At 47.0% G+C, this 20,187-nt stretch carries 15 protein-coding genes and 2 pseudogenes; 12 read left to right on the top strand and 5 right to left on the bottom strand.

Annotation, left to right across the window (positions count from 1 at the left end; all coding sequences use genetic code 11):
• The first annotated feature begins 335 nt into the window (after positions 1-335).
• From LBPC_RS13020 to LBPC_RS12970, 11 genes are all read left to right on the top strand, one after another.
• Positions 336-1,100, top strand: a complete 765-nt coding sequence (locus LBPC_RS13020) for a hypothetical protein (protein WP_032781166.1) — start codon at positions 336-338, stop codon at positions 1,098-1,100.
• Between the two features lie 60 nt (positions 1,101-1,160).
• Positions 1,161-2,549, top strand: coding sequence for a UDP-N-acetylmuramoyl-tripeptide--D-alanyl-D-alanine ligase (locus LBPC_RS13015; RefSeq protein WP_003662693.1), 1,389 nt, complete (start codon positions 1,161-1,163; stop codon positions 2,547-2,549).
• A 30-nt stretch (positions 2,550-2,579) separates the two neighbouring features.
• Positions 2,580-2,723, top strand: coding sequence for a hypothetical protein (locus LBPC_RS17090; protein ID WP_003567673.1), 144 nt, complete (start codon positions 2,580-2,582; stop codon positions 2,721-2,723).
• A 125-nt stretch (positions 2,724-2,848) separates the two neighbouring features.
• Complete coding sequence (cshA, locus tag LBPC_RS13005) at positions 2,849-4,357, top strand: degradosome RNA helicase CshA (RefSeq protein WP_003567670.1); 1,509 nt, start codon at positions 2,849-2,851, stop codon at positions 4,355-4,357.
• A 169-nt stretch (positions 4,358-4,526) separates the two neighbouring features.
• Positions 4,527-4,901, top strand: a complete 375-nt coding sequence (gene acpS, locus LBPC_RS13000; RefSeq protein WP_003567669.1) for a holo-ACP synthase — start codon at positions 4,527-4,529, stop codon at positions 4,899-4,901.
• Entirely contained in the window at positions 4,888-6,024 is a 1,137-nt protein-coding gene (alr, locus tag LBPC_RS12995) for an alanine racemase (RefSeq protein ID WP_003662696.1), read from the top strand. Before acpS ends, alr begins: the two co-directional genes overlap by 14 nt.
• Positions 6,025-6,091: 67 nt before the next feature.
• A complete protein-coding gene (locus LBPC_RS12990) occupies positions 6,092-6,340 on the top strand; it encodes an antitoxin (protein ID WP_003567665.1) in 249 nt (82 codons plus the stop codon).
• A gap of 19 nt (positions 6,341-6,359) precedes the next feature.
• Positions 6,360-6,743 carry a type II toxin-antitoxin system PemK/MazF family toxin gene (locus LBPC_RS12985; RefSeq protein WP_003567661.1) on the top strand — a complete coding sequence of 128 codons (384 nt, stop codon included), beginning with the start codon at positions 6,360-6,362 and terminating at the stop codon, positions 6,741-6,743.
• Between the two features lie 183 nt (positions 6,744-6,926).
• Positions 6,927-7,448, top strand: coding sequence for a QueT transporter family protein (locus tag LBPC_RS12980; RefSeq protein WP_003662697.1), 522 nt, complete (start codon positions 6,927-6,929; stop codon positions 7,446-7,448).
• A 273-nt stretch (positions 7,449-7,721) separates the two neighbouring features.
• Positions 7,722-12,179: a glutamate synthase large subunit gene (gene gltB, locus LBPC_RS12975; protein ID WP_003662699.1), complete on the top strand. Its 4,458-nt coding sequence runs from the start codon at positions 7,722-7,724 to the stop codon at positions 12,177-12,179.
• A gap of 135 nt (positions 12,180-12,314) precedes the next feature.
• Complete coding sequence (locus LBPC_RS12970; RefSeq protein WP_003662700.1) at positions 12,315-13,748, top strand: glutamate synthase subunit beta; 1,434 nt, start codon at positions 12,315-12,317, stop codon at positions 13,746-13,748.
• Between the two features lie 128 nt (positions 13,749-13,876).
• Here the strand turns inward: LBPC_RS12970 and LBPC_RS12965 are convergent, their stop codons facing one another.
• The 5 genes and pseudogenes from LBPC_RS12965 to LBPC_RS12950 form a co-directional block, all read right to left on the bottom strand.
• Positions 13,877-14,581, bottom strand: coding sequence for a L,D-transpeptidase (locus tag LBPC_RS12965; protein WP_003567652.1), 705 nt, complete (start codon positions 14,579-14,581; stop codon positions 13,877-13,879).
• A 275-nt stretch (positions 14,582-14,856) separates the two neighbouring features.
• Positions 14,857-15,522, bottom strand: a pseudogene (cbpA, locus tag LBPC_RS12960) (cyclic di-AMP binding protein CbpA).
• Between the two features lie 168 nt (positions 15,523-15,690).
• Positions 15,691-15,849 (bottom strand): annotated as a pseudogene (locus LBPC_RS17305) (NAD(P)H-dependent oxidoreductase); the annotation flags it as partial.
• Positions 15,850-16,023: 174 nt separating this feature from the next.
• A complete protein-coding gene (locus LBPC_RS12955; RefSeq protein ID WP_003571470.1) occupies positions 16,024-17,394 on the bottom strand; it encodes a L,D-transpeptidase family protein in 1,371 nt (456 codons plus the stop codon).
• A 405-nt stretch (positions 17,395-17,799) separates the two neighbouring features.
• Positions 17,800-18,807 (bottom strand): L-lactate dehydrogenase, encoded by a 1,008-nt coding sequence (locus tag LBPC_RS12950; RefSeq protein WP_003662706.1) that lies wholly within the window; start codon positions 18,805-18,807, stop codon positions 17,800-17,802.
• 754 nt (positions 18,808-19,561) lie between these two features.
• On the opposite strand from LBPC_RS12950, the gene pth reads away from it, so the two are divergent.
• Entirely contained in the window at positions 19,562-20,119 is a 558-nt protein-coding gene (gene pth, locus LBPC_RS12945; RefSeq protein WP_003567642.1) for an aminoacyl-tRNA hydrolase, read from the top strand.
• Positions 20,120-20,187: the final 68 nt, after the last annotated feature.

Genomic DNA, 20,187 nt, shown 5'->3' with positions numbered 1-20,187 from the left:
CCGCGCCAACTCACGCTCTGACTGAAACGCGTTCGCTGACGCAGAAACCTGCGTGTAAGGACCTTGGTCGCAATGGCTAAAGCCCGGCCATCACGACCAAGGCCACTTCCACTCCGGTTTCTAACCGCGCCAACTCACGCTCTGACTGAAACGCGTTCGCCAACCCAGAAACCTGCACATAAGGACCTTGAACGCAATGGCCAAGGCTCGGCCATCACGTTCAAGGCCGCTTATGCTCCGGTTTCTAAGCGGGTTGGCTCACGCTCTTAATCTTAACGCATGTCATGCCGTGAAAGTCGTATAATTAAGTCGGGAGTATTGAAGGGGTTTTAAACGTGCGAAATGCGATGATTTATGTGCGCCATGAACCGTTGGCGCATTTGTTTTTGACATATGGCATTTCAGCAAGTGATTTGCTGAGCGACCATCTAAAAGTACCGAAGCATCTGTTATTGCTGCCCCCTGTGGATGAGCAGGAACAGATAGATCCGCATACTTGGTTCAATATTATCGACGGCGCGGATCAGGTTCAGGACTTTTTGCGGAGTAAAGCGGGGCAGACGCGTTGCTGGCTAGATTATTCAAGCCCGCGATTTTTGCAGGAACTCACGCCTAACGAGATTGCGGAACTGCTATACTTAGGACATGCCAAAACGCATTTAAGTTCGCCATTTTACTACAAATTGCAAAACGAGTTGGTTTACCTGCCATTGCGAAACGGTATGGTGAATATGTATCTGCGTAACGAATCTTTATTTGCGACCTTCTTAGCAAACGCCATTAACAAGTATATGCGGCGAATTGCTAATGAGGAACCATTCTGGTTACGCTTACGGCAACAGCACTTTTCTCGCGTGTCACATGCCGTCTATACACAGTTTTTACCATTATTGGAAGATGGCGTGGTATTTGATTTCCAGAACGTCCGTTTTTCTCGTGAAAAAATCAGTGTGCCACTTTTGGCACCGAAAGCTCGGTTCGTTCCTGATGGTATCTTGACGGATACAGATGTCCGGCGATTGGGAATGCTTGTTTTGATGCGGCAAAAGAATCAGTGGATGATGATTGATGATGCTGCATCTGCCGATCATCGCCAATAATGGACTGTTTTAACCTGTTCTTAAACAGGATGAAGTTGAAGAATTGGAGTCGAATTAATTATGAAGATGACATTGGCAGAGATTGCGCGAGTTGTGAAAGCTCAACCGCTCTCTGAAGCAGACGGGTCGCATGTGGTGACCGGACTGGCTTTTGATTCACGCAAATTGAAGCCGGGTATGCTGTTTGTGCCGTTACGCGGTGAACGTGATGGTCACGAATTTATTCCGGTAGCTGCTACGGCTGGCGCAGTGGCAACATTTGTTGCAGCTGATCATTTACCTGTCACCACCAAGCTGATTACGCTGGTGGTGCCGGATCCGTTGAAAGCGATGCAACAATTGGCACAATATTATCTGTTGATGAAAGTGAATCCCAAAGTGGTGGCGATCACCGGCAGCAATGGCAAAACGACAACGAAGGACATGACCGCTGCGATCTTGGCCACACAATATCACGTCGTTAAAACCCCTGATAACTATAATAATGAAATTGGCGTGCCAATGACTATTCTCAGCATGGAACCCAATACCGAAGTCTTGGTTCTTGAGATGGGGATGGATCGGCCAGGGCAATTACATGCACTGTCAACCTTAGCTGAACCGGATGTGGCCGTGATTACGATGATCGGGGAAGCACATATTGAATTTTTCAAGACCCGGGATAAAATTGCCGATGCCAAAATGGAAATCACTGATGGCCTAAAGGATGATGGTACGTTTATTTTTAATGGTGACGAACCATTGTTGCAGGAACGGGCGAAGAAGATCACGCAGGAGCGCGAAACTTTTGGCTTGCATCCTGAAAATACGATATTTGCCCATTCAATCAGCGGGCATCGTAACCACACTGAGTTCACAGTTGAAGCTTGGCCTGATCTGACGTTCTCGATTCCGATTATGGGTGAATATAATGTTGTCAATGCGTTAGCAGCCCTGTTAGTTGGCCGCAAATTCCATGTCAAACCCGAAATCATGCAAAAGGCATTGGCTCATTTTCAGGTGACGGCTAACCGGACACAGTGGTTGATCGGGGATGTGGGTGAACAGATTCTAAGCGATGTGTATAACGCCAACCCGACCGCGATGAAAGCCGTCATTCATGATTTTAGCGAATTTACGGCAACTGGCCGTCACATTGCAGTGCTGGGGGATATGCTGGAGCTTGGTGAACAAAGTCCCGCGTTGCATGCAAGTCTGGCAGAGGCACTCGATCCTAAGGAAGTGCAGGTTGTTTATCTATACGGTAGCGATATGAAAGCACTTGCCGATGCATTGGCAGCAAAATATCCAGCCGATCAGTTGCACTATTATCCGCTTGATGACAAGGAACAGATGACGCGCGACTTACAAAACGATGTTAACCATGACGATATGGTTTTGTTGAAAGCGAGTCACGGATTGCATCTGGAAACCGTTTTGTCAGCTTTGGTCGCTGGTGGTCGTGCTTAATACTAGCGTTGTAAGCATAAAGGCCGTTCCATGAAAATGAAACGGCTTTTAGCATGTTTTGACGGTTTTTATTCTTTTAAAAATGTCAGTTTAGGCTTAAATAAGTATGTGTTGACTGAAGCTTTTGGTGATTATGCAAGACTTGGCCGAATCTCGGCACTTGTTTTTTTATAGTGAGCATGATACTATTGTTCGGATATGTTTTTTTGTCATTTACTGAAAATGCACGTGATGCCCGCGGATTCCTTTGAAAACACGCTTGGGTAAACGCGTGCAGGAATTCTCAAGGAGGAACTCATTTGAAGTTTAAAGAACTAGGTTTGGATCATGATCTCTTAAAGGCAATCGCCCAGTCAGGTTTTGAGGAAGCGACGCCGATTCAAGCGGAGACGATCCCACTGGTTCTGGCAGGCAAAGATGTGATCGGTCAAGCACAGACCGGTACCGGGAAAACGGCAGCGTTTGGCTTGCCGATCCTGCAAAACATCGATAAGGCTGACCGGAGTATCCAAGCATTGGTCATTTCCCCAACTCGGGAATTGGCGATTCAGACCCAAGAAGAACTTTATCGTTTAGGCCAAGATAAGAAAATCAAGGTCCAGGCAGTTTACGGCGGTGCCGACATTCGCCGGCAAATTCGCCAATTATCAGAACACCCGCAAATTGTGGTGGGGACACCAGGTCGAATCCTTGACCATATTGGCCGTCACACCCTGAAGTTGCAAAATCTTAAAGTCTTGGTATTAGACGAAGCAGATGAAATGCTCGACATGGGCTTCATCGATGACATTGAAAAGATTGTTGAACAAATGCCAACCGCGCGTCAGACTTTGCTGTTTTCTGCAACGATTCCTGCTTCCATCATGCGTTTGACCAATAAGTTCATGCATGAACCGGTCACCGTTAAGATTAAGGCGAAGGAACTCACAGCTGATACCGTTGAACAGTATTATGTCCGTGCAAAAGACTACGAAAAGTTCGATGTCATGACTCGTCTGTTTGATGTTCAAGACCCAGACTTGGCTTTGATCTTTGGTCGGACCAAGCGTCGTGTTGATGAACTAACCCGTGGTCTAAAGGCGCGTGGTTATCGGGCAGAAGGCATTCATGGTGACTTGACACAGCAAAAACGGATGAGCGTTTTGCGCCAGTTCAAGAGTGGCCAATTGGACTTCCTAGTGGCTACTGATGTCGCCGCTCGTGGTCTGGATATTTCCGGTGTCACCCATGTTTACAACTATGACATTCCGCAAGATCCTGATTCCTATGTTCATCGTATCGGCCGGACTGGTCGTGCAGGTCACAAGGGTGTTTCCGTCACCTTCGTCACCCCAAACGAAATCGAATATTTGCACACGATCGAAGACTTGACCAAGAAGCGGATGCTGCCGATGAAACCACCAACAGCAGAAGAAGCATTGATGGGCCAGATCTCCAGCGGTTTAGAAACGATCAAGGCACAAGTCGAAGCTAACGATACTGAAAAGTACGAAGCTATGGCTGAATCCTTGTTGGAAAACTACACCCCGTTACAGTTGGTTTCCGCTTATCTTAAGGCAGTCAGCCCGGATGATGCCAGTGCCGTTCCGGTTAAAATCACGCCAGAACGTCCGCTGCCACATCGTGGTCGCAGCAATCACGGTCACGGCAATAATCGTGGTGGTTATAAAGGCGGTTACAAGGGTAAGCGTCGCGAAGGCGGCTATCAAGGCAACCGTGATAATAAGCGCAGTTACGACAAAAAACGCAACTTCAGCGATAAACGCAAGAATGTTAAGCGTAGTTTCAAAATCCGTAATGGCGAATGATTTTTAATTAAAGCGTTCAAAAGGCCTCAGGTTAAACGTCCTGGGGTCTTTTTTTGCTTCAACCAAACACCCGTTTTCTGTAAAAGCATGCTAGAATAACTTTATGACAAAGCGTGAGCAGGAACGGTGGTTAGTTCCGGCGATGTCAACGTGGTTAAGGAGGCAACCCATGATTTACGGTATTGGGGTGGACGTCACAGATTTGGCGCGAATTCAGGCGGCACAGGAAAAAAACAGCGGCTTCGCGGTTAAAATTTTGACGCCGACTGAATTAGCAAATTATCAGCAACTTGATGGCCGCCGCGCCGTTGAATATCTTTCCGGCCGTTTCTCTGCCAAAGAATCGTACTCAAAGGCATTTGGTACTGGGTTAGGAAAAGTCGCCTTACAGGATGTCGAAATTCTCAATAATGAGTTGGGCAAACCTATTCTGACGAAGCATCCTTTTTCCGGTCAGGCTTTTGTCTCCATTTCGCACAGTGAAACCTTGGTCTTCACCGAGGTAATTTTAGAAAAAGAAGGTCCTGAACGTGACGATCGGTAACTTTCGACCAGCAACGGTATTAATAGATGAAACAGCCATTTTGCATAATATCCAGCATGAAGTCGCACGATTAAAAAAGCAGACGCAGCTTTTCGCTGTGGTCAAGGCTGATGCTTATGGTCACGGTATGTTGCGGGTGGCGCGGGTTGCCAAAGCAGCTGGTGCAACCGGCTTTTGTGTGGCGATCTTGGATGAAGCATTGGGATTGCGCAAGGCCGATTATAGTGAACCAGTATTGGTGTTGGGCATCGTACCGAGTCAGTATGCGGCCATTGCTGCTGCCCAAACAATATCATTGCCTGTCAGCAGCACCGAATGGCTTGAACAGGCTTTGCCAGTGTTAGAAGCACAGCCAGAGCTGCCGCCGTTGCGTATTCATCTGGCTTTAGATACCGGCATGGGTCGTATCGGGTTTACCGAAGATCAAGCACTCAAGACGGCAGTTGCGTTTGTTGAAGCGCATCCCAAGCAATTTGTCATTGAGGGGGTCTTCACTCACTTTGCAACGGCAGATGCTCCTGATGATACTTATTTCAAACAGCAAGTTGACAAGTTCAATCATCTGGTCGATCTTTTACCAAGTCGGCCGCGTTATGTGCATGTTTCTAATTCGGCTACCAGCTTGTGGCATGCGGCTTGCAATGGCAATATGATTCGGTATGGGGTGGCTATTTACGGCTTAAATCCGTCTGGGGACGCGATTCCAACCACACCGTTTCCACTGGAACCAGCGTTGTCATTGGAAAGTGAGTTGACCTATTGCAAGCAGGTGCATGCTGGTGACGGTATTTCGTACGGTGTGACCTATCGTGCCAAAGGAGATGAATCCATCGGGACTGTCCCGATTGGCTATGCAGACGGCTGGCTGCGGCGCCTACAGGGCTTTCATGTCCTTGTTGATGGTCAGTATTGTGAAATTGTTGGCCGTATCTGCATGGATCAGTTTATGATTCGTTTGCCCAAAGCATATCCAGCTGGCACAAAGGTAGTTTTGGTTGGGCAAAGTGGCGATCAGGAGATTACGTTGTTGGACGTTGCTAAATATAGCAAGACAATTCATTACGAAATCGCCTGCAATTTAACGCCGCGCCTGAAGCGACAGAGCGTGAATCCGGTCGATTGATGGTGGCTCGTATGCCCATTTTGTGCTAAAGTAACAACATGAACTTGGGAAGTTGGAGGAAGTTGTCATGAAAAAGCAAACGTCAGTAGCGGTAACGTTTGATGATGCCATTAAGGCGCGGTTGGATGCCTATTGTGAATTGAATGACATTGACGCTCAGGCTGTGATTACGGAGGCAGTGGCGACATTTTTGAAGTCACAGGCTCCCGAAATCAACCAATTGATTTCTGGCTATGTAGCAATGGGCCAGATCAATACAGAGATCAGTCATGCTTTCTCTGCCTGCGAGAGCGAGGCATACGCCCATATTCGATGAGCGATAAGGGGGCAAAAGCATGGATGTGTCCGTAAAACGCGGCGATGTTTTTTTCGCCGATCTGTCTCCGGTTGTCGGCTCCGAACAAGGCGGCAACCGGCCAGTACTTATTATTCAAAACAACGTTGGCAACCATTACAGTCCCACAGTGATTGTGGCAGCCATTACCTCCAAGATTCAAAAACCCAAGATGCCGACGCATGTCGGGTTACGGGCCAAGCAAGATGGCGTTGAACGCAACTCGGTCATTTTACTTGAGCAAATTCGCACGATTGACAAGCAACGGCTACAAGCCCGCGTGACAGCTCTGTCAAGCACCAAAATGGCAGCAGTCGACCGCGCGTTGGCGATTTCAGTGGGTCTGGTCAGTTTGCCCAAGCCCAAAACATATAATAAGAATTAACAGCAACGCGCTTAACAGCGCGTTTTTTGTTGAACGTTCGCCAGAGCGGTTAGAAACCGGGAATAAGCGGCCTCAAACGTGATGACGGGGCTTGGGTTACTACATTCGCTGTCCTTTTACGCAGGTTTCTGCTCCGGCAAACGCGCTATGACGAAATAATGTGACTTTTAATGGAGGACTTTCATGACAAATCTAAAAACACGCGGTTGGGTACTTAATGCTTTGGTTGCTGCTATCTATATTGTGCTATCAATTGGTCCCGCGAGCCTTAATTTGGCCAGTGGCGCGATTCAATTCCGCTTGTCTGAAAGTTTGAATCACTTGGTCGTGTTTGATCGTAAATATATTGTGGGTGTTGTGACAGGAGTCGTGATTTTCAATGCTATCTTCTCACCGCTTGGTTGGCTTGACGTGGTCTTTGGCGGCGGTCAAAGTTTGCTCGGCTTGCTGTTGGTCGGGTGGGTGGCGCCGAAATTGCGTCATCTCTGGGCCCGGTTTGCCTTAAATATCGCTGTCATGACGATCACGATGGCCTTGATTGCCGTTGAGATTGTGTGGACGGGGCATTTAAGTTTCGCCACAATGTTTTTACCAACCTATGTTTCGTTGATGCTTTCCGAATTCATTATCATGACGATTTCTGCGCCGATCATGTACGGACTTGATAAAATCGTCCACTTTCACGCCGCCATCGTGAGAAAATGATGGCAGTTATCTTAAGCAACTAAAAAATAAAAAAAGATCTTGCAACCGACCATGACTAACAGTGCACCAGACTGATTTCCTATTAAATCAGTCTGATGCACTGTTTTTGATTGTGACCAGATGGCGGATTCTGCAAGCTTTGATAGACTTCGGAGCCAAATGTGAAACGGCAGACAAAGAAAAAAGCATTGTAATCTCGTCATTATTAGAATACTATGAGACCAATATCTTTAGGCTCAAGACATTGATGTTAACTAATAAGGTGGGGATTTCATGGATCACTTAGCACATGACAAAAAATTAATGTACCTGCCGGAATTTGAGCATGCGGCCTGTGGTATGGGATTTATTGCGCAAGTGGATGGTCACGCTAGCCACGAAATTGTGGAAAAAGCGTTGACCATGCTACAACGCATGAATCATCGCGGCGGCACCGGTGCTGAACCTGATACAGGTGATGGCGCCGGTATCTTAATGGCAATGCCGGATGCTTTTTTCCGTGACGAAATGCACCGCTATGAATTAACGTTACCGGCGCAAGGTGACTATGCAGTGGCTCAGCTTTTTTTGCCGCATGATGCAGAAGAAAAGGCCGCCATGTTAAAGGCGGTCGTGAGTCAAATCGATGAAGCCGGCTTTCCGGTTCTTTGGACGCGCAATGTTCCGTTTGTTTACGAAAACTGTGGTCCCGCGGCTCAACAAGCTATGCCGGGCTTTGTTCAGGTTGTGGTCCAACGGCCGACAGACACACAGGCAGGGCAGGACTTTGAGGATCATCTTTATGCATTGCGACGGCAGTTAGAGAAAACCTTTGATCGGCAAGCCATGTATATCTGTTCTTTCTCAAGCCGCACCATCGTTTATAAAGGCATGCTTCATGCTTACCAAGTAAGTCTTTTTTACCCGGATTTACATAACCCGCAAATGAAAAGTGCCATTTGCTTGATTCACTCCCGTTTTTCCACGAATACGTTTCCGAGTTGGGATCGGGCTCAACCGTTCCGGTTTTTAGCGCATAACGGGGAAATCAACACGTTAAAGGGCGCCGAAAATTGGATGACCAGTCATGGTATTGAAATTTATGATGAAACTGACTCTGATTCCGCCAAGTTAGAGAACTGTATGGAATATCTCTATCGGCATGGCCGATCCATTCCGCAAGCGTTGATGATGATGGTGCCGGAAGCTTGGGGCGAAGGTACCGAAATATCTGATGAACAACGGGCGTTTGACGAATACAATGCTACTTTCATGGCCCCTTGGGATGGCCCAGCTGCCTTGTGCTTTACAGACGGCATTCAAGTTGGTGCCTTTTTGGATCGTAATGGGTTGCGCCCATCGCGCTACACATTAATGAAAAATAATCAGTTGGTTGTTGCCTCAGAATCAGGGGTGGTGGATGTCGACCCCGGCGATATTGTCGAGAAAGGCATTTTGGCGCCTGCTGAGATGTTATTAGTTGACACCAGTACCGGCCGCATTTCGAAGACTCGTGATTTGAAACGGGCTTGTGCCGAAGCGCATCCTTATCAGCAATGGCTCAATGCTAACCGATTAACGTTGGGGGAATTACCTGACGCTAAATCAGATGAAAGTATGCCGATCGACAGTTTGAAAAAACTTTGGCTACGCAACGGCTATACCCACGAAGTCATTCAAACAGCGTTGTTGCCAATGGCGCAAAATGGTGGCGAACCGGTCATTGCCATGGGCTTTGATTCGCCTTTAGCAGTTTTGAGTAAAAAATCGCAATCTTTGTTCACGTATTTTAAGCAGTCGTTTGCCCAAGTGACGAATCCGCCAATTGATCCATTACGGGAAAAAGTAGTCATTGGGACTTTTGGCTTTTTAGGTCGCGATGGCGATTGTACGCGCGATACTGCTGAAAATTGTCACAAGCTTAAAATTGACAGCCCGATTTTAAGCGATCAAGAATATGCTAAAATTCTCAACTTGGATTTGCCAATGTTACAAGTCGCTAAATTGTCGTTGGCTTATGATTTGACGGATACGCCCGATCGTTTGGCGCACGTGCTAAAGGATCTTTTCACGCAGGCGGAAAACGCGATTGATGGCGGTGCAACGATTTTAGTGTTGAGTGATCGACCAGTTGCTGACAATCAGATGACGATTCCGGTTTTGTTGGCCGTATCAGGCTTGCATAATTATTTGGTACGGCAAAGTAAAGGCACTGCTGCGTCTATCGTCGTTGACACGGCAGAGGCATGCGAAATTCATCATTTTGCCTGTCTGGTCGGTTACGGTGCCGCTGCCATTCATCCGTATGGCGCTTTCTTGACGCTAAAGGAACGTGGCCTTGAAGCGCAATTGCCAGATTACTGCCAAGCGGCGACCAAAGGGATCATCAAAATCATGAGCCGTATGGGGATTTCGACAACCGCCGGCTACCAAGGGGCGCAATTGTTTGAAGCAGTTGGTTTGGCTGATAGTTTGATTGACCAATACTTCACCGGAACGCCAACTCGGATTGGTGGCATCAATCTTAACCAGCTTGAGGACGAGTATTACCAAAAGTATCAGCGAGCCTTCAGCAATCACGCGATTGACGATTTGCCTTCTGGCGGGAGTTTTCAATATAAGGCCGATGGTGAAGAGCATCTGTACAATCCCAAGAGCATTTATCAATTCCAAAAAGCAGTCAGGAACGGCGACTATCAGGCCTATCAACAGTACACGGCAGAGCTGGATGCCGAAGAACAGGAAAATCCAGTGACCTTAAGATCAATGTGGACGATTGATCAAAACGGCCGTAAACCGGTGCCGTTGAGTGAAGTTGAGCCGGTGAGTTCCATTGTGAAACGGTTCAAATCCGGCGCGATGAGTTTTGGGGCACTCTCTGAAGAAGCGCATGAAACCATTGCCATTGCCATGAACAAGTTGGGTGCACGTAGTAATTCCGGGGAAGGCGGAGAAAACAGAAATCGATTTCATATCGGTGCAGATGGTCTGAACCGCAACAGCAAAATCAAGCAGGTGTCAACGGCGCGCTTTGGCGTGAACACAGAGTATCTGATGAGTGCTGAAGAAATCCAAATTAAAATGGCACAAGGAGCCAAACCGGGTGAAGGTGGGCAGTTGCCAGCAGGGAAAGCTTACCCTTGGGTGGCCAGCATTCGCGGCTCGATTGCCGGTGTGCAGCTAATCTCGCCGCCACCGCATCATGATATTTATTCCATCGAGGATCTCGCGCAATTGATTTATGATTTAAAACAGGTCAATCCGTATGCCAAAATCAATGTAAAATTAGTTTCTTCAACCGGGGTTGGTACGATTGCGGCCGGTGTGGTGAAAGCTGGTGCTAACACGGTCGTGATCTCTGGCTATGACGGCGGCACTGGAGCGGCACCAAGAAACTCCACCCGAGATTGTGGGTTGCCATGGGAAATGGGGCTAGCAGATGCCCATCAAACGCTTGCGCTCAACAAGTTGCGCCAACGCACGACATTGGAAGTTGACGGCAAGTTATTAACAGGGCGCGACATTGCTGTTGCGATTATGTTAGGCGCAGAGGAATTCAGTTTTGGTACCTTAACCATGGTTGCTATTGGGTGTGTCATGATGCGCAAATGTAACCTCAACACATGCCCGGTCGGTATCGCTACCCAAAATCCAGAGCTGCGCAAGTTATATGCAGGACGCCCCGAAAATGTGATTCACATGATGCAATTTTTGGCCGAAGATTTGCGTGAACAGATGGCGGCATTAGGTTATCGCACAGTCGATCAAATGGTGGGTCACGGCGAGCATCTGAAGCCGCGGTATGTACCTTTTGGGAAAGCCAAAACCCTTAACTATGATCGGATGCTGGGCAAAACGATTCCAATTGAACGTAAAAAGGCCAATCCTTTCAAGCCAAAGTATGACTGGCCGGATTTAGACCGATTTGCTGAAACTAGTCTCAAAAATCAAAATACCACAACCATTGACCTACCAATCAATAATGTGGACCGCGCGGTTGGCACGCGTTTAGGCGGCTGGATTGCGGCGCATTTTGGTAATGACGGATTAAAACCAGGACAACTGGCTTTCAACTATCACGGTACGGCGGGTCAAAGTTTTGGAGCGTTCATTACCCAAGGACTATCCATTAAGTTGGTCGGTGAAGCCAATGACTATGTTGGCAAGGGCCTGTCAGGCGGTCGCTTGATCGTTGCTGCACCGCCACAAGCTCGAGAACTGTACACCCATTCACCGATTGTCGGCAATGTTGCGTGTTTTGGCGCAACTGGTGGCGAAGCTTATTTCAATGGCCGTGCTGGCGAACGGTTCTGTGTCCGTAATTCTGGCGCCAATGTTGTTGTTGAAGGTGTTGGTAATAATGGGTGCGAATACATGACCGGAGGTGTCGCCGTCATCCTTGGCCGAACCGGCCGTAATTTTGCAGCAGGGATGACCGGTGGCATTGCATATGTCTATGACTGGACACACGATTTTGCGAAGCATTGTAGTCAAGACCTAGTTGATCTTTATCATTTGGATGAAGCTGGAGACGACAGTATTCTGATTGAACTACTTAAAAAGCATGTCCAGTATACTCACTCGGAAACGGCCCAGATGATTCTGGATCACTGGGAAAAGGAAAAAGGTACGTTTGTAAAAGTCTATCCCCGCGATTATCACCGAATGCGCGACTTGATTGATGCTTACACCAAACCGGGACTTTCAGAAGAACAAGTGATTGAAAAAGCCTTTGATGAAGCAATGAAATAGAGAGCGTGAACCAGCCCGGTTAGAAACCGGAGTATAAGCGGCCTCAAGTGCATTGGCCGGGCTTTGGCCAGTGTGCTTGAGGTCCTTATACGCAGGTTTCTGGGCTGGTGAACGCGTTTACGAGGAGGGAACAGCATGGCAGATCCAAAAGGGTTTTTAAAATACCCTAGACAAGACGATCCAATGCGGCCAATCATGCAGCGTATCAAAGATTTTAACGTGATGGAACTTGATTTAGACATGGCTGAACGTCGTAAGCAAGCAGCGCGCTGTATGAACTGTGGTATTCCGTTCTGCCATCATGGCGTCTTTTTTGGCGGCGGACGAGCCGTGAGTGGTTGCCCCAACGATAATCTGATTCCTGAATGGAACGATCTGGTTTACCGTGATCAGGATAAGCGTGCGTTTGAACGATTGAGCCGCTCAAATATGTTGCCGGATATGACCGGACGCGTTTGCCCAGCACCTTGTGAAGTTTCCTGTGTGCAGGCACTCAACGGCGCTGGCATTACCATTCGTAACAACGAAAAATTTATTATCGAGCAAGCATTCAAACATGGCTGGGTGGTTGACTCTGGTAAGCCCCTGCATCGCACCGGTAAAAAAATTGCAGTCGTCGGCAGCGGTCCGGCAGGTATTGCTGCAGCTTGGCGATTGAACCAGCTCGGGCACGCCGTCACTTTATTTGAGCGCGATGATCGCTTTGGCGGTTTTCTCATGTATGGCATTCCTAATATGAAGTTACCAAAAGATGTCGTTCAGCGCCGCATCGATACGTTGACTAAAGTGGGGATTGAACTGGTTGCAAACACGGAGGTTGGTAAGGACATCACGGCTGATGAGCTGAAGAAAACGTTTGACCGGGTTGTTATTTGCACCGGTGCGCGCGAAGCCCGAGATCTCAAGGTGCCAGGCAGAGAACTTTCAGGCATTATGCAAGCGACAGATTTTCTCAAAGCAGCCACCCAAACAGTTTTAAAAGATGGGCCAGCCGCAAATGATCAGTTGAAGGGAAAACATGTTCTGGTTCTTGGCGGTGGTGATACTGGTAATGACTGTATTGGCACAGCGATTCGTCAGGGATGCGCTGATATCACCCAGTTAGAAATCACCCCAGCGTTGCCAGCAGAACTAACACCGCAAAATCAATGGCCTGAGTGGCCGATGGTTTTGAAAACCGGCTACGGGCAAAAAGAGGCTAAAGCATTGTTTGGCGACATTACCGCCTATGCCTCGACGGTGACGGCTTTCTTCGGCAAAGATGGCCAAGTCAAAGAAGCAGAAATTAGTCAGGTTGATCACTTTAAACCAGTGGCAGGCACCGAAAAGAAAATTAAGGCCGATCTTGTGGTTTTGGCAATGGGCTTTACTGGCGCTGAACAATGGCTTTTTGATCAATTTGGCATCACTGCCAAAAATGATAACTTCACGACCAATGACACGCAAATCTATGTGGCCGGTGATTGCCGTCGCGGCCCAAGTTTAGTTATCTGGGGGATTCATGAAGGCAGGATGTGTGCGGAGAAAATTGATGCATCATTGCAAACGTTGGCCAGTGAGAAAATTTAACTAGTTGGCGGATTGGCGAAAAGTAATGCTCACCATTCTGACGATTGATACGTACTTACACAAAAACCAGAGGAATCCGTTAGTCAGTCGATTGATTAACAGGTTTCTCTGGTTTTTGAGGCACTAAACTAATGAATTTTAACTGGCGTCCCTGTTGGCACATGCTCGAATATCCACTTAGCATCCGCAATACTCAACCGAACGCAACCATGAGAGCCAGGCTCTTTGCCAAGCTTAGCCGCCTCGTTTTTGATGTATTGTCCGCCGACATCTGTCGGGACGGTATGAAAAAGATAAGTTCCATGCAGATAAAAGCTTGTATAATAATGGGCGCCCATTTGTTCGTTTGGATTGAAGAATTCATAACCCCGTTCGTCTTGAATCGCAAAATCACCTCGTGGGGTTGAGTCATCAATACCAGTAGACGCATACATCGTGTATAGCGTTTTGTCGCCTTCCTTGATAAAAACCCGTTGCTTTTTTAGATTGACATCTAAAGTAATGTTCGGATGCTGGGTGAGGTCGGGATAAGCCTGTTTCTCGGAAGGTGCTGTCCAGTCAATGTTCTTCGGGGCTGTATGTACCTTGGTTTTATGACTGGTGGCCTTGTGACGTTGTTGTTTCTTTTTTGTGGTTGATAGAGCGATAGCGGCTTTCGAACTTGACGGTGTCGGCTGATGTAACCGTTGACCTGCTATAATTGCGACAACACAAACTGGCAACAATATCGCGAAGAATAAAAGTGCTCGTCGATAATTGCGCTTGAGACGATGTGTCTTAAAAAAGTGGATGCTGGCCGCGATCTGATCGAAAAAACGAGTGATACGTTTCACGTTATTCCTCCCGTTTAGTATGCAGCGCGATAACAACAAGCAATGCATTATCCCATATTATAGTGGATTTTTGATGAGGTGGACAGCAAAGACCTTTCGCGCAAAGCGCAAGGTTCTTAAGGCAGGTTCTTCATGTTCACGATCATGCACCAACACACGCACCACCATAGGGCACTTGCAGGCTTGCAAGCGCTTCTGCACGTGCTTACAAAAAAAGCCCGATTCGTTTATTAAACGATCGACCTTCTTTTGTTTATGTGAGCGTTACATGGAGATTAGAGATCTTCATCGATGCGGATTGGTTGGCCTGATTGCAAGTCATCGATTTCAACAACGCGGAAGCTTTTTTTCTCAAGCCGGGAAACGATTTCGTTCAATGTGTTTTCATCAGTTCAGGCCGGCAATGTAAAGAGGGTGCGGCGTACGAACTCGTCGCGTTTGGCATCCAAGGTGATACACCCGGAAATGGACACATACTTGGCCAAAATCTTGCTCATTTTGGCCAGATCGCCACGCTCGCCAGTCGACATAACTGTCAGCACGTAGGAACCAACATCAACGTTCCAAGCTTCTGACAGCATGCCAAGCAGTTTAGCGTGAGTCAAGATACCGTAAAAGTTGGCATTTTCATCAAGGACAGCAATATACGGTAAATCCTTAATGTTGAAGAAGACTTTAAAGAATGGCGCATTGACTGGAATCGTCTTGGTGGCATTTTTCAGCAAATAGGTCACTGGCAAACTCATGTCACCGCCTTGAGACTTGTGCCGATAAATGTGCATCTTGTAGATGTTGCCACGGAAGATCGTGCCGCTTTCATCCAGAATCGGCACACAACGAAAGCCGGAGTCTTCAAGGATCTTCAGCGCGTCTTCAAGGGTGACCGTTTCCTTGACAGTGGTCAGGAACTCCTTTTTTAATACTAACGACTTAATTAACATTCGTTTTCCTCCATCAAACAGGTATCACTTTATTAAAATATTCTAATCTTGCTTTATGATACCATAGATCACTGGCGGTGTAACGTTTTTCTGGACTGTTCATGCTGAAGATCACTTTCAGAGGTAATGTTATATCTGTTGCACAATGCTATTCGGAAACGATTGTTTTTAAAAGTGCAGTGACCGTTCCTGACATGTCATTAAATAATGGGTTCTTTTTTTTTTTGTTGCATGACTGATATTACCGAAGTTGTACCAATTAGCCTTACGAATGCCTAATTGTTCCAGCGTTTTGTTGATAAAGATCTTTTGAATTCCGTTTCCGGAGGCAATGAAGATAAACGACTCAAAGAAACATTAGCGCCAAGTGGCGTAAGGTCGCGTCCGATCAGCTAATGTTTACAATTTAGAATAAACAAAAAAGACTTGATCCTTTGATATCGGGGATCAAGTCTTTTTGTGACGCTAAAAAGAATAGTTATGGGTCGAGCGAATCTATTTTTAATACACGATCACAGGTGTGCCTTCGTCAACAGCTGCATATAACTTCGCCATGAAGTCTGGTGGGTTGTTGACGCACCCATGAGAGCCATGTTCTTTGTACCAATCACCACCGTATTTTGGTTGCCATGGACTGTCATGAAGACCAACACCGGTGTAATCAATCGGCATCCAGTAAGAAACCGGACTGGCATAAGAACTGCCATCGTCGTTCTTCCCGCGTAAGGTAGCGTTACGTTGCTTAGACCAAACATAGAACACACCAGACGGCGTATCTTGGCCTGGTTTACCAGTCACGATGTCAGAATCCATGACGACCTTGCCATCCTTAATATACCATTCGTGTTGTTTTTCTTTGGAGACTTCCACGTAGGTATTGCCGATGTCGCCAGTGGTTGTATAACCAGATCCGCTGTGGCTGACTTCTTTATTCAAGTCTTGGCCAGCTTTTACGCTAGCAAGAATCATAGCAGAGGTGGCGCTAATGTTGATGCTCCAACCATAAGTGCCAGCGGGAACGGAAACGGTACCTTGTTGTTGGGAATTAAATTGACGAGTCTTGTGAATGGTGCTGTATTGTTGCGACAAGGCCGTGACATAATTTGTAATGGCTTGGGAAGAAACCGTTGCCTTACCATTATCATTAGTGACCCAACTCAAAACAGTTGCTTGCGGAACCGTGACGGTAGTGCTTTGAATCTGCAAGCTGACTTTGGTGCTTGCAAGTTTGTTCATATCACGTTCAGTTGTCTGCAAGTCGCGATCAGATGCTTTAACCGTTGGCTTTTTATAAGCATCTGTTAGTTCAATCACTTGACGATGGTTATCAAGTGCGCTTGTGACAGTTGTCGCCAGCTTGTCGGCATCAATTTGATCACCATTAACTTCCTTTTGAATCTTGAACTGATCACCGCTTGTCACAAGCTTCGCATTGACCGGTTCCTGACGATTTTGATTTAACTTATCAGCCGTCGAAGTTGCGAATTGCTTTAGAGCAGCAGTGTTAATAGTAGGGTCTTCCTGAGCATTGGTTTTTTGACCAGCAAAGACTGATGTCGTCCATTGCCAAGGATTTTGCTTGTTAAGGATTTGTGTCAAGCCTTTTTTAAAATCTTGGCTAAGTCCTAAAGCATCACCTTTAACTTTCAAAATCTTTTTATTCTTTTCAACAAATGTGTACTGACGTTGATCGAATTGATCGGTCAATTTCTTGTTAGCCGCGTTGACGGTCTGACCGGAGACATCGACGCCGAGAATTTCTGTGTTTGGCAGAAAATGGTCGCGATAATGCATACTTTGAATGATGTAAAATCCGCCCATGAGTACGACGAGGACGCCAACAACGAGGAGCCATCGCTTGTTTTTCTTCACTGATCGCTGCCTCCTGTTCTTCGTTTGTTCTTGTTTCGTGGCAAGCACTTCCTCAAATAAGATGACATTGTACTTCGCCATTATAAGGTATTGAAGGTCGAATTAAAAGCAACATCACCTGTTTCAAACGCGGCATGAGTGACAATATCAAGTGTTACCGTGGTGTTACAGAATTATTAAAAAACATTTAGATATTTGCGGTTTGCTAGGCGCTCCTGCTCGCGCTCACCATAACGCGCTCGCAGTCGCAGAAACCTCCGCATAAGGACCATGGCTGCAATGGTCAAAAACCGACCATCACGGCCATGGTCGCTTATGCTCCGGTTTCTAGACGCTCCTGCTCGCGCTCACAAAAAAAGCAACCAGCGACTGGGCTGGTTGCTTACTTATCAGTGATCGTGATGATTACTGACGAGTTTCGATGTCATTCTTAGCGAAAGCATCGGTCAGAACCTTCTTCAATTGAGAAGCAGATTTCTGCATGGATTCTTCTTCGTGATCGGTCAATGGGATTTCCAGGATGTTCTGGATACCATTACGGTTGATCACAGCTGGGGTACCGATGTAGATGTCGTTCAAGCCATATTGACCATCCATGTAAACGGAAAGTGGCAGAACCGCATTTTCGTCGTTAAGGATTGCCTTTGAAATCCGGGCAAGGGCAGTTGCGATACCATAGAAGGTCGCACCCTTGAGTTTGATGATTTCATAAGCGGCGTCACGAACGTCTTCAAACATCTTAACAAGCTTGTCTTCCTTGATTTCTGGATGAGCCTTAACCCATTCAGCGATGGTAACGCCACCAATGTTAGCGTGGGACCATACAGGGAATTCAGTGTCACCATGTTCGCCCATGATGTAAGCGTGGACCGAACGAGCGTCAACATTAACCATTTCAGCAATGGACTGACGGAAGCGGGCGGTGTCCAGTGAAGTACCGGAACCAACAACCCGGTTCTTCGGGAAGCCAGAAAGTTTCCAAGTTGCATAGGTCAAAATGTCAACTGGGTTGGCAGCAACTAAGAAAATACCGTTAAAGCCGGAATCAACGATTGGGTCAACAATGGACTTCAAGATCTTCAAGTTCTTGTTAACCAAGTCCAAACGAGTTTCGCCAGGCTTCTGAGGAGCGCCAGCTGTGATAACAACCAGATCAGCATCCTTAGCATCGCTGTATTCAGCTGAATAAATCTTCTTAGGACTTGTGAATGGGAGCGCGTTGCTCAAGTCAATCGCGTCACCCTTTGTCTTGTCCTTGAAAATGTCAACGATTCCGATTTCCTGAGCGATACCTTGCAAAACCATTGCGTAGGCATAACTTGAACCAACGGCGCCGTCACCAACGAGAATAACTTTTTGGTGATCCTTATCCGTAATACTTGCCACGGTGATATCATCCTTTCTTATGTGCATGCAAACTGCATTTCACGTTGAGTATAACACATTATCAATTCCCTGAAACAAATTTGATAGACTTTTTCATGATTTTGCCATTGTCAAAAAATGGCGTCGAGCCTTACTACAGCAAGACTTGTGAATCCTGTTTCAAGCAAGCTTCCAATAACGTAAGCGTTTCCAGCATCTGTTTTCACGAATGTGGGAAATTCAACAGTTCCCACGGTCAACTCGCACAGACGCAAGGCGTCAGTATGGTATACTGCTCTGGACGGAAAAGGCAAAATCCGTCTATTCGCGTTAGAGCGCGAACAGGAGCGCTTAGAAACCGGAGCATAAGCGGTCTTCGACATAAATGGCCGGTCTTTGGCCATTTATGTCGAAGACCCTTATGTGGAGGTTTCTGGGCCTGTGAGCGCGTTTCCGAGCGAAGCGTGGCTAGCCGCTACTAGAAAGGCACGATGCTTATCGAATCTCAAAGCAATCGCACAGATCCGGTCCCTATGTGGAGGTTTCTGGGCCTGTGAGCGCGTTTCCGAGCGAAGCGTGACAGGCCGCTACCACAAAGGCACGATGCTTATCGAAGCAGTCTTACAGATCCCCGGTCCTTATGTGGAGGTTTCTGGGCCTGTGAGCGCGTTTCCGAGCAAAACGTGACCGGCCGCTACCAGAAGATAAGCGAGTTAGCTCGTCCGGCCAGAATATAGAAACACTCACAAAAAAAGTCCTTACAACTATAAATGCGTTTTCCCCAAGGAGGATAAAAGTTCCAATGAAAATGATTGTTGGCCTAGGAAATCCCGGCCAGAAATATGCAGGATCCAAACACAATATGGGGTTCATGGTCGTTGATGGCTTGGCCAAACGACTGAACCTGACGATTGACAAGCTGGAGTTTGATGCAGCTACCGCGACAACCCGTCTAAATGGCGAAAAGATCTTCCTTGTTAAACCCCAGACATTTATGAATGCTTCAGGTCGCGCCGTCCGCGAGCTGATGATGTTTTATCAGATACAATTAGATGAAATTTTTGTCGTGCAAGACGATATGGATTTAACCTTAGGCAAATTGCGCTTACGCAAGCGCGGCTCAGCAGGCGGCCATAACGGCATCAAGGATATTATCAGTGCCACTGGCAGCGATGAGTTTTGTCGACTAAAAATCGGTATTCAGCATCCGCAGCGGCAACGGGTCGTTGATTGGGTACTAACGCCGTTTTCCAAAACTGACCAGCCGTTAATCGATGATGCGATTGAGAAGGCTGATGATGCCTTGGAAGATTGGTTAAATGGGATGCCGTTTGATCAGCTGATGAATAAGTTTAATTAAAAGATAGGTGACTTCATGGCGAAAAGGTGAAGCACATGTGTACATTAGTAGAAGAAAGAAGCAGGTGA

The organism is Lacticaseibacillus paracasei subsp. paracasei, assembly GCF_000829035.1.
Lineage (GTDB): Bacteria > Bacillota > Bacilli > Lactobacillales > Lactobacillaceae > Lacticaseibacillus > Lacticaseibacillus paracasei.
The sequence above is the reverse complement of the archived record's forward strand: the minus strand, read 5'-3'. Positions and strand labels throughout refer to the sequence as shown.

Coding starts and splice junctions, on each gene's coding strand:
- LBPC_RS12980 (WP_003662697.1), top strand. CDS start 6,927: ATGACAAATCTAAAAACACGCGGTTGGGTACTTAATGCTTTGGTTGCT.
- pth (WP_003567642.1), top strand. CDS start 19,562: ATGAAAATGATTGTTGGCCTAGGAAATCCCGGCCAGAAATATGCAGGA.
- LBPC_RS12985 (WP_003567661.1), top strand. CDS start 6,360: ATGGATGTGTCCGTAAAACGCGGCGATGTTTTTTTCGCCGATCTGTCT.
- LBPC_RS12950 (WP_003662706.1), bottom strand. CDS start 18,807: ATGCACATAAGAAAGGATGATATCACCGTGGCAAGTATTACGGATAAG.
- LBPC_RS12970 (WP_003662700.1), top strand. CDS start 12,315: ATGGCAGATCCAAAAGGGTTTTTAAAATACCCTAGACAAGACGATCCA.
- LBPC_RS17090 (WP_003567673.1), top strand. CDS start 2,580: ATGAAAATGAAACGGCTTTTAGCATGTTTTGACGGTTTTTATTCTTTT.
- LBPC_RS13015 (WP_003662693.1), top strand. CDS start 1,161: ATGAAGATGACATTGGCAGAGATTGCGCGAGTTGTGAAAGCTCAACCG.
- gltB (WP_003662699.1), top strand. CDS start 7,722: ATGGATCACTTAGCACATGACAAAAAATTAATGTACCTGCCGGAATTT.
- acpS (WP_003567669.1), top strand. CDS start 4,527: ATGATTTACGGTATTGGGGTGGACGTCACAGATTTGGCGCGAATTCAG.
- LBPC_RS12990 (WP_003567665.1), top strand. CDS start 6,092: ATGAAAAAGCAAACGTCAGTAGCGGTAACGTTTGATGATGCCATTAAG.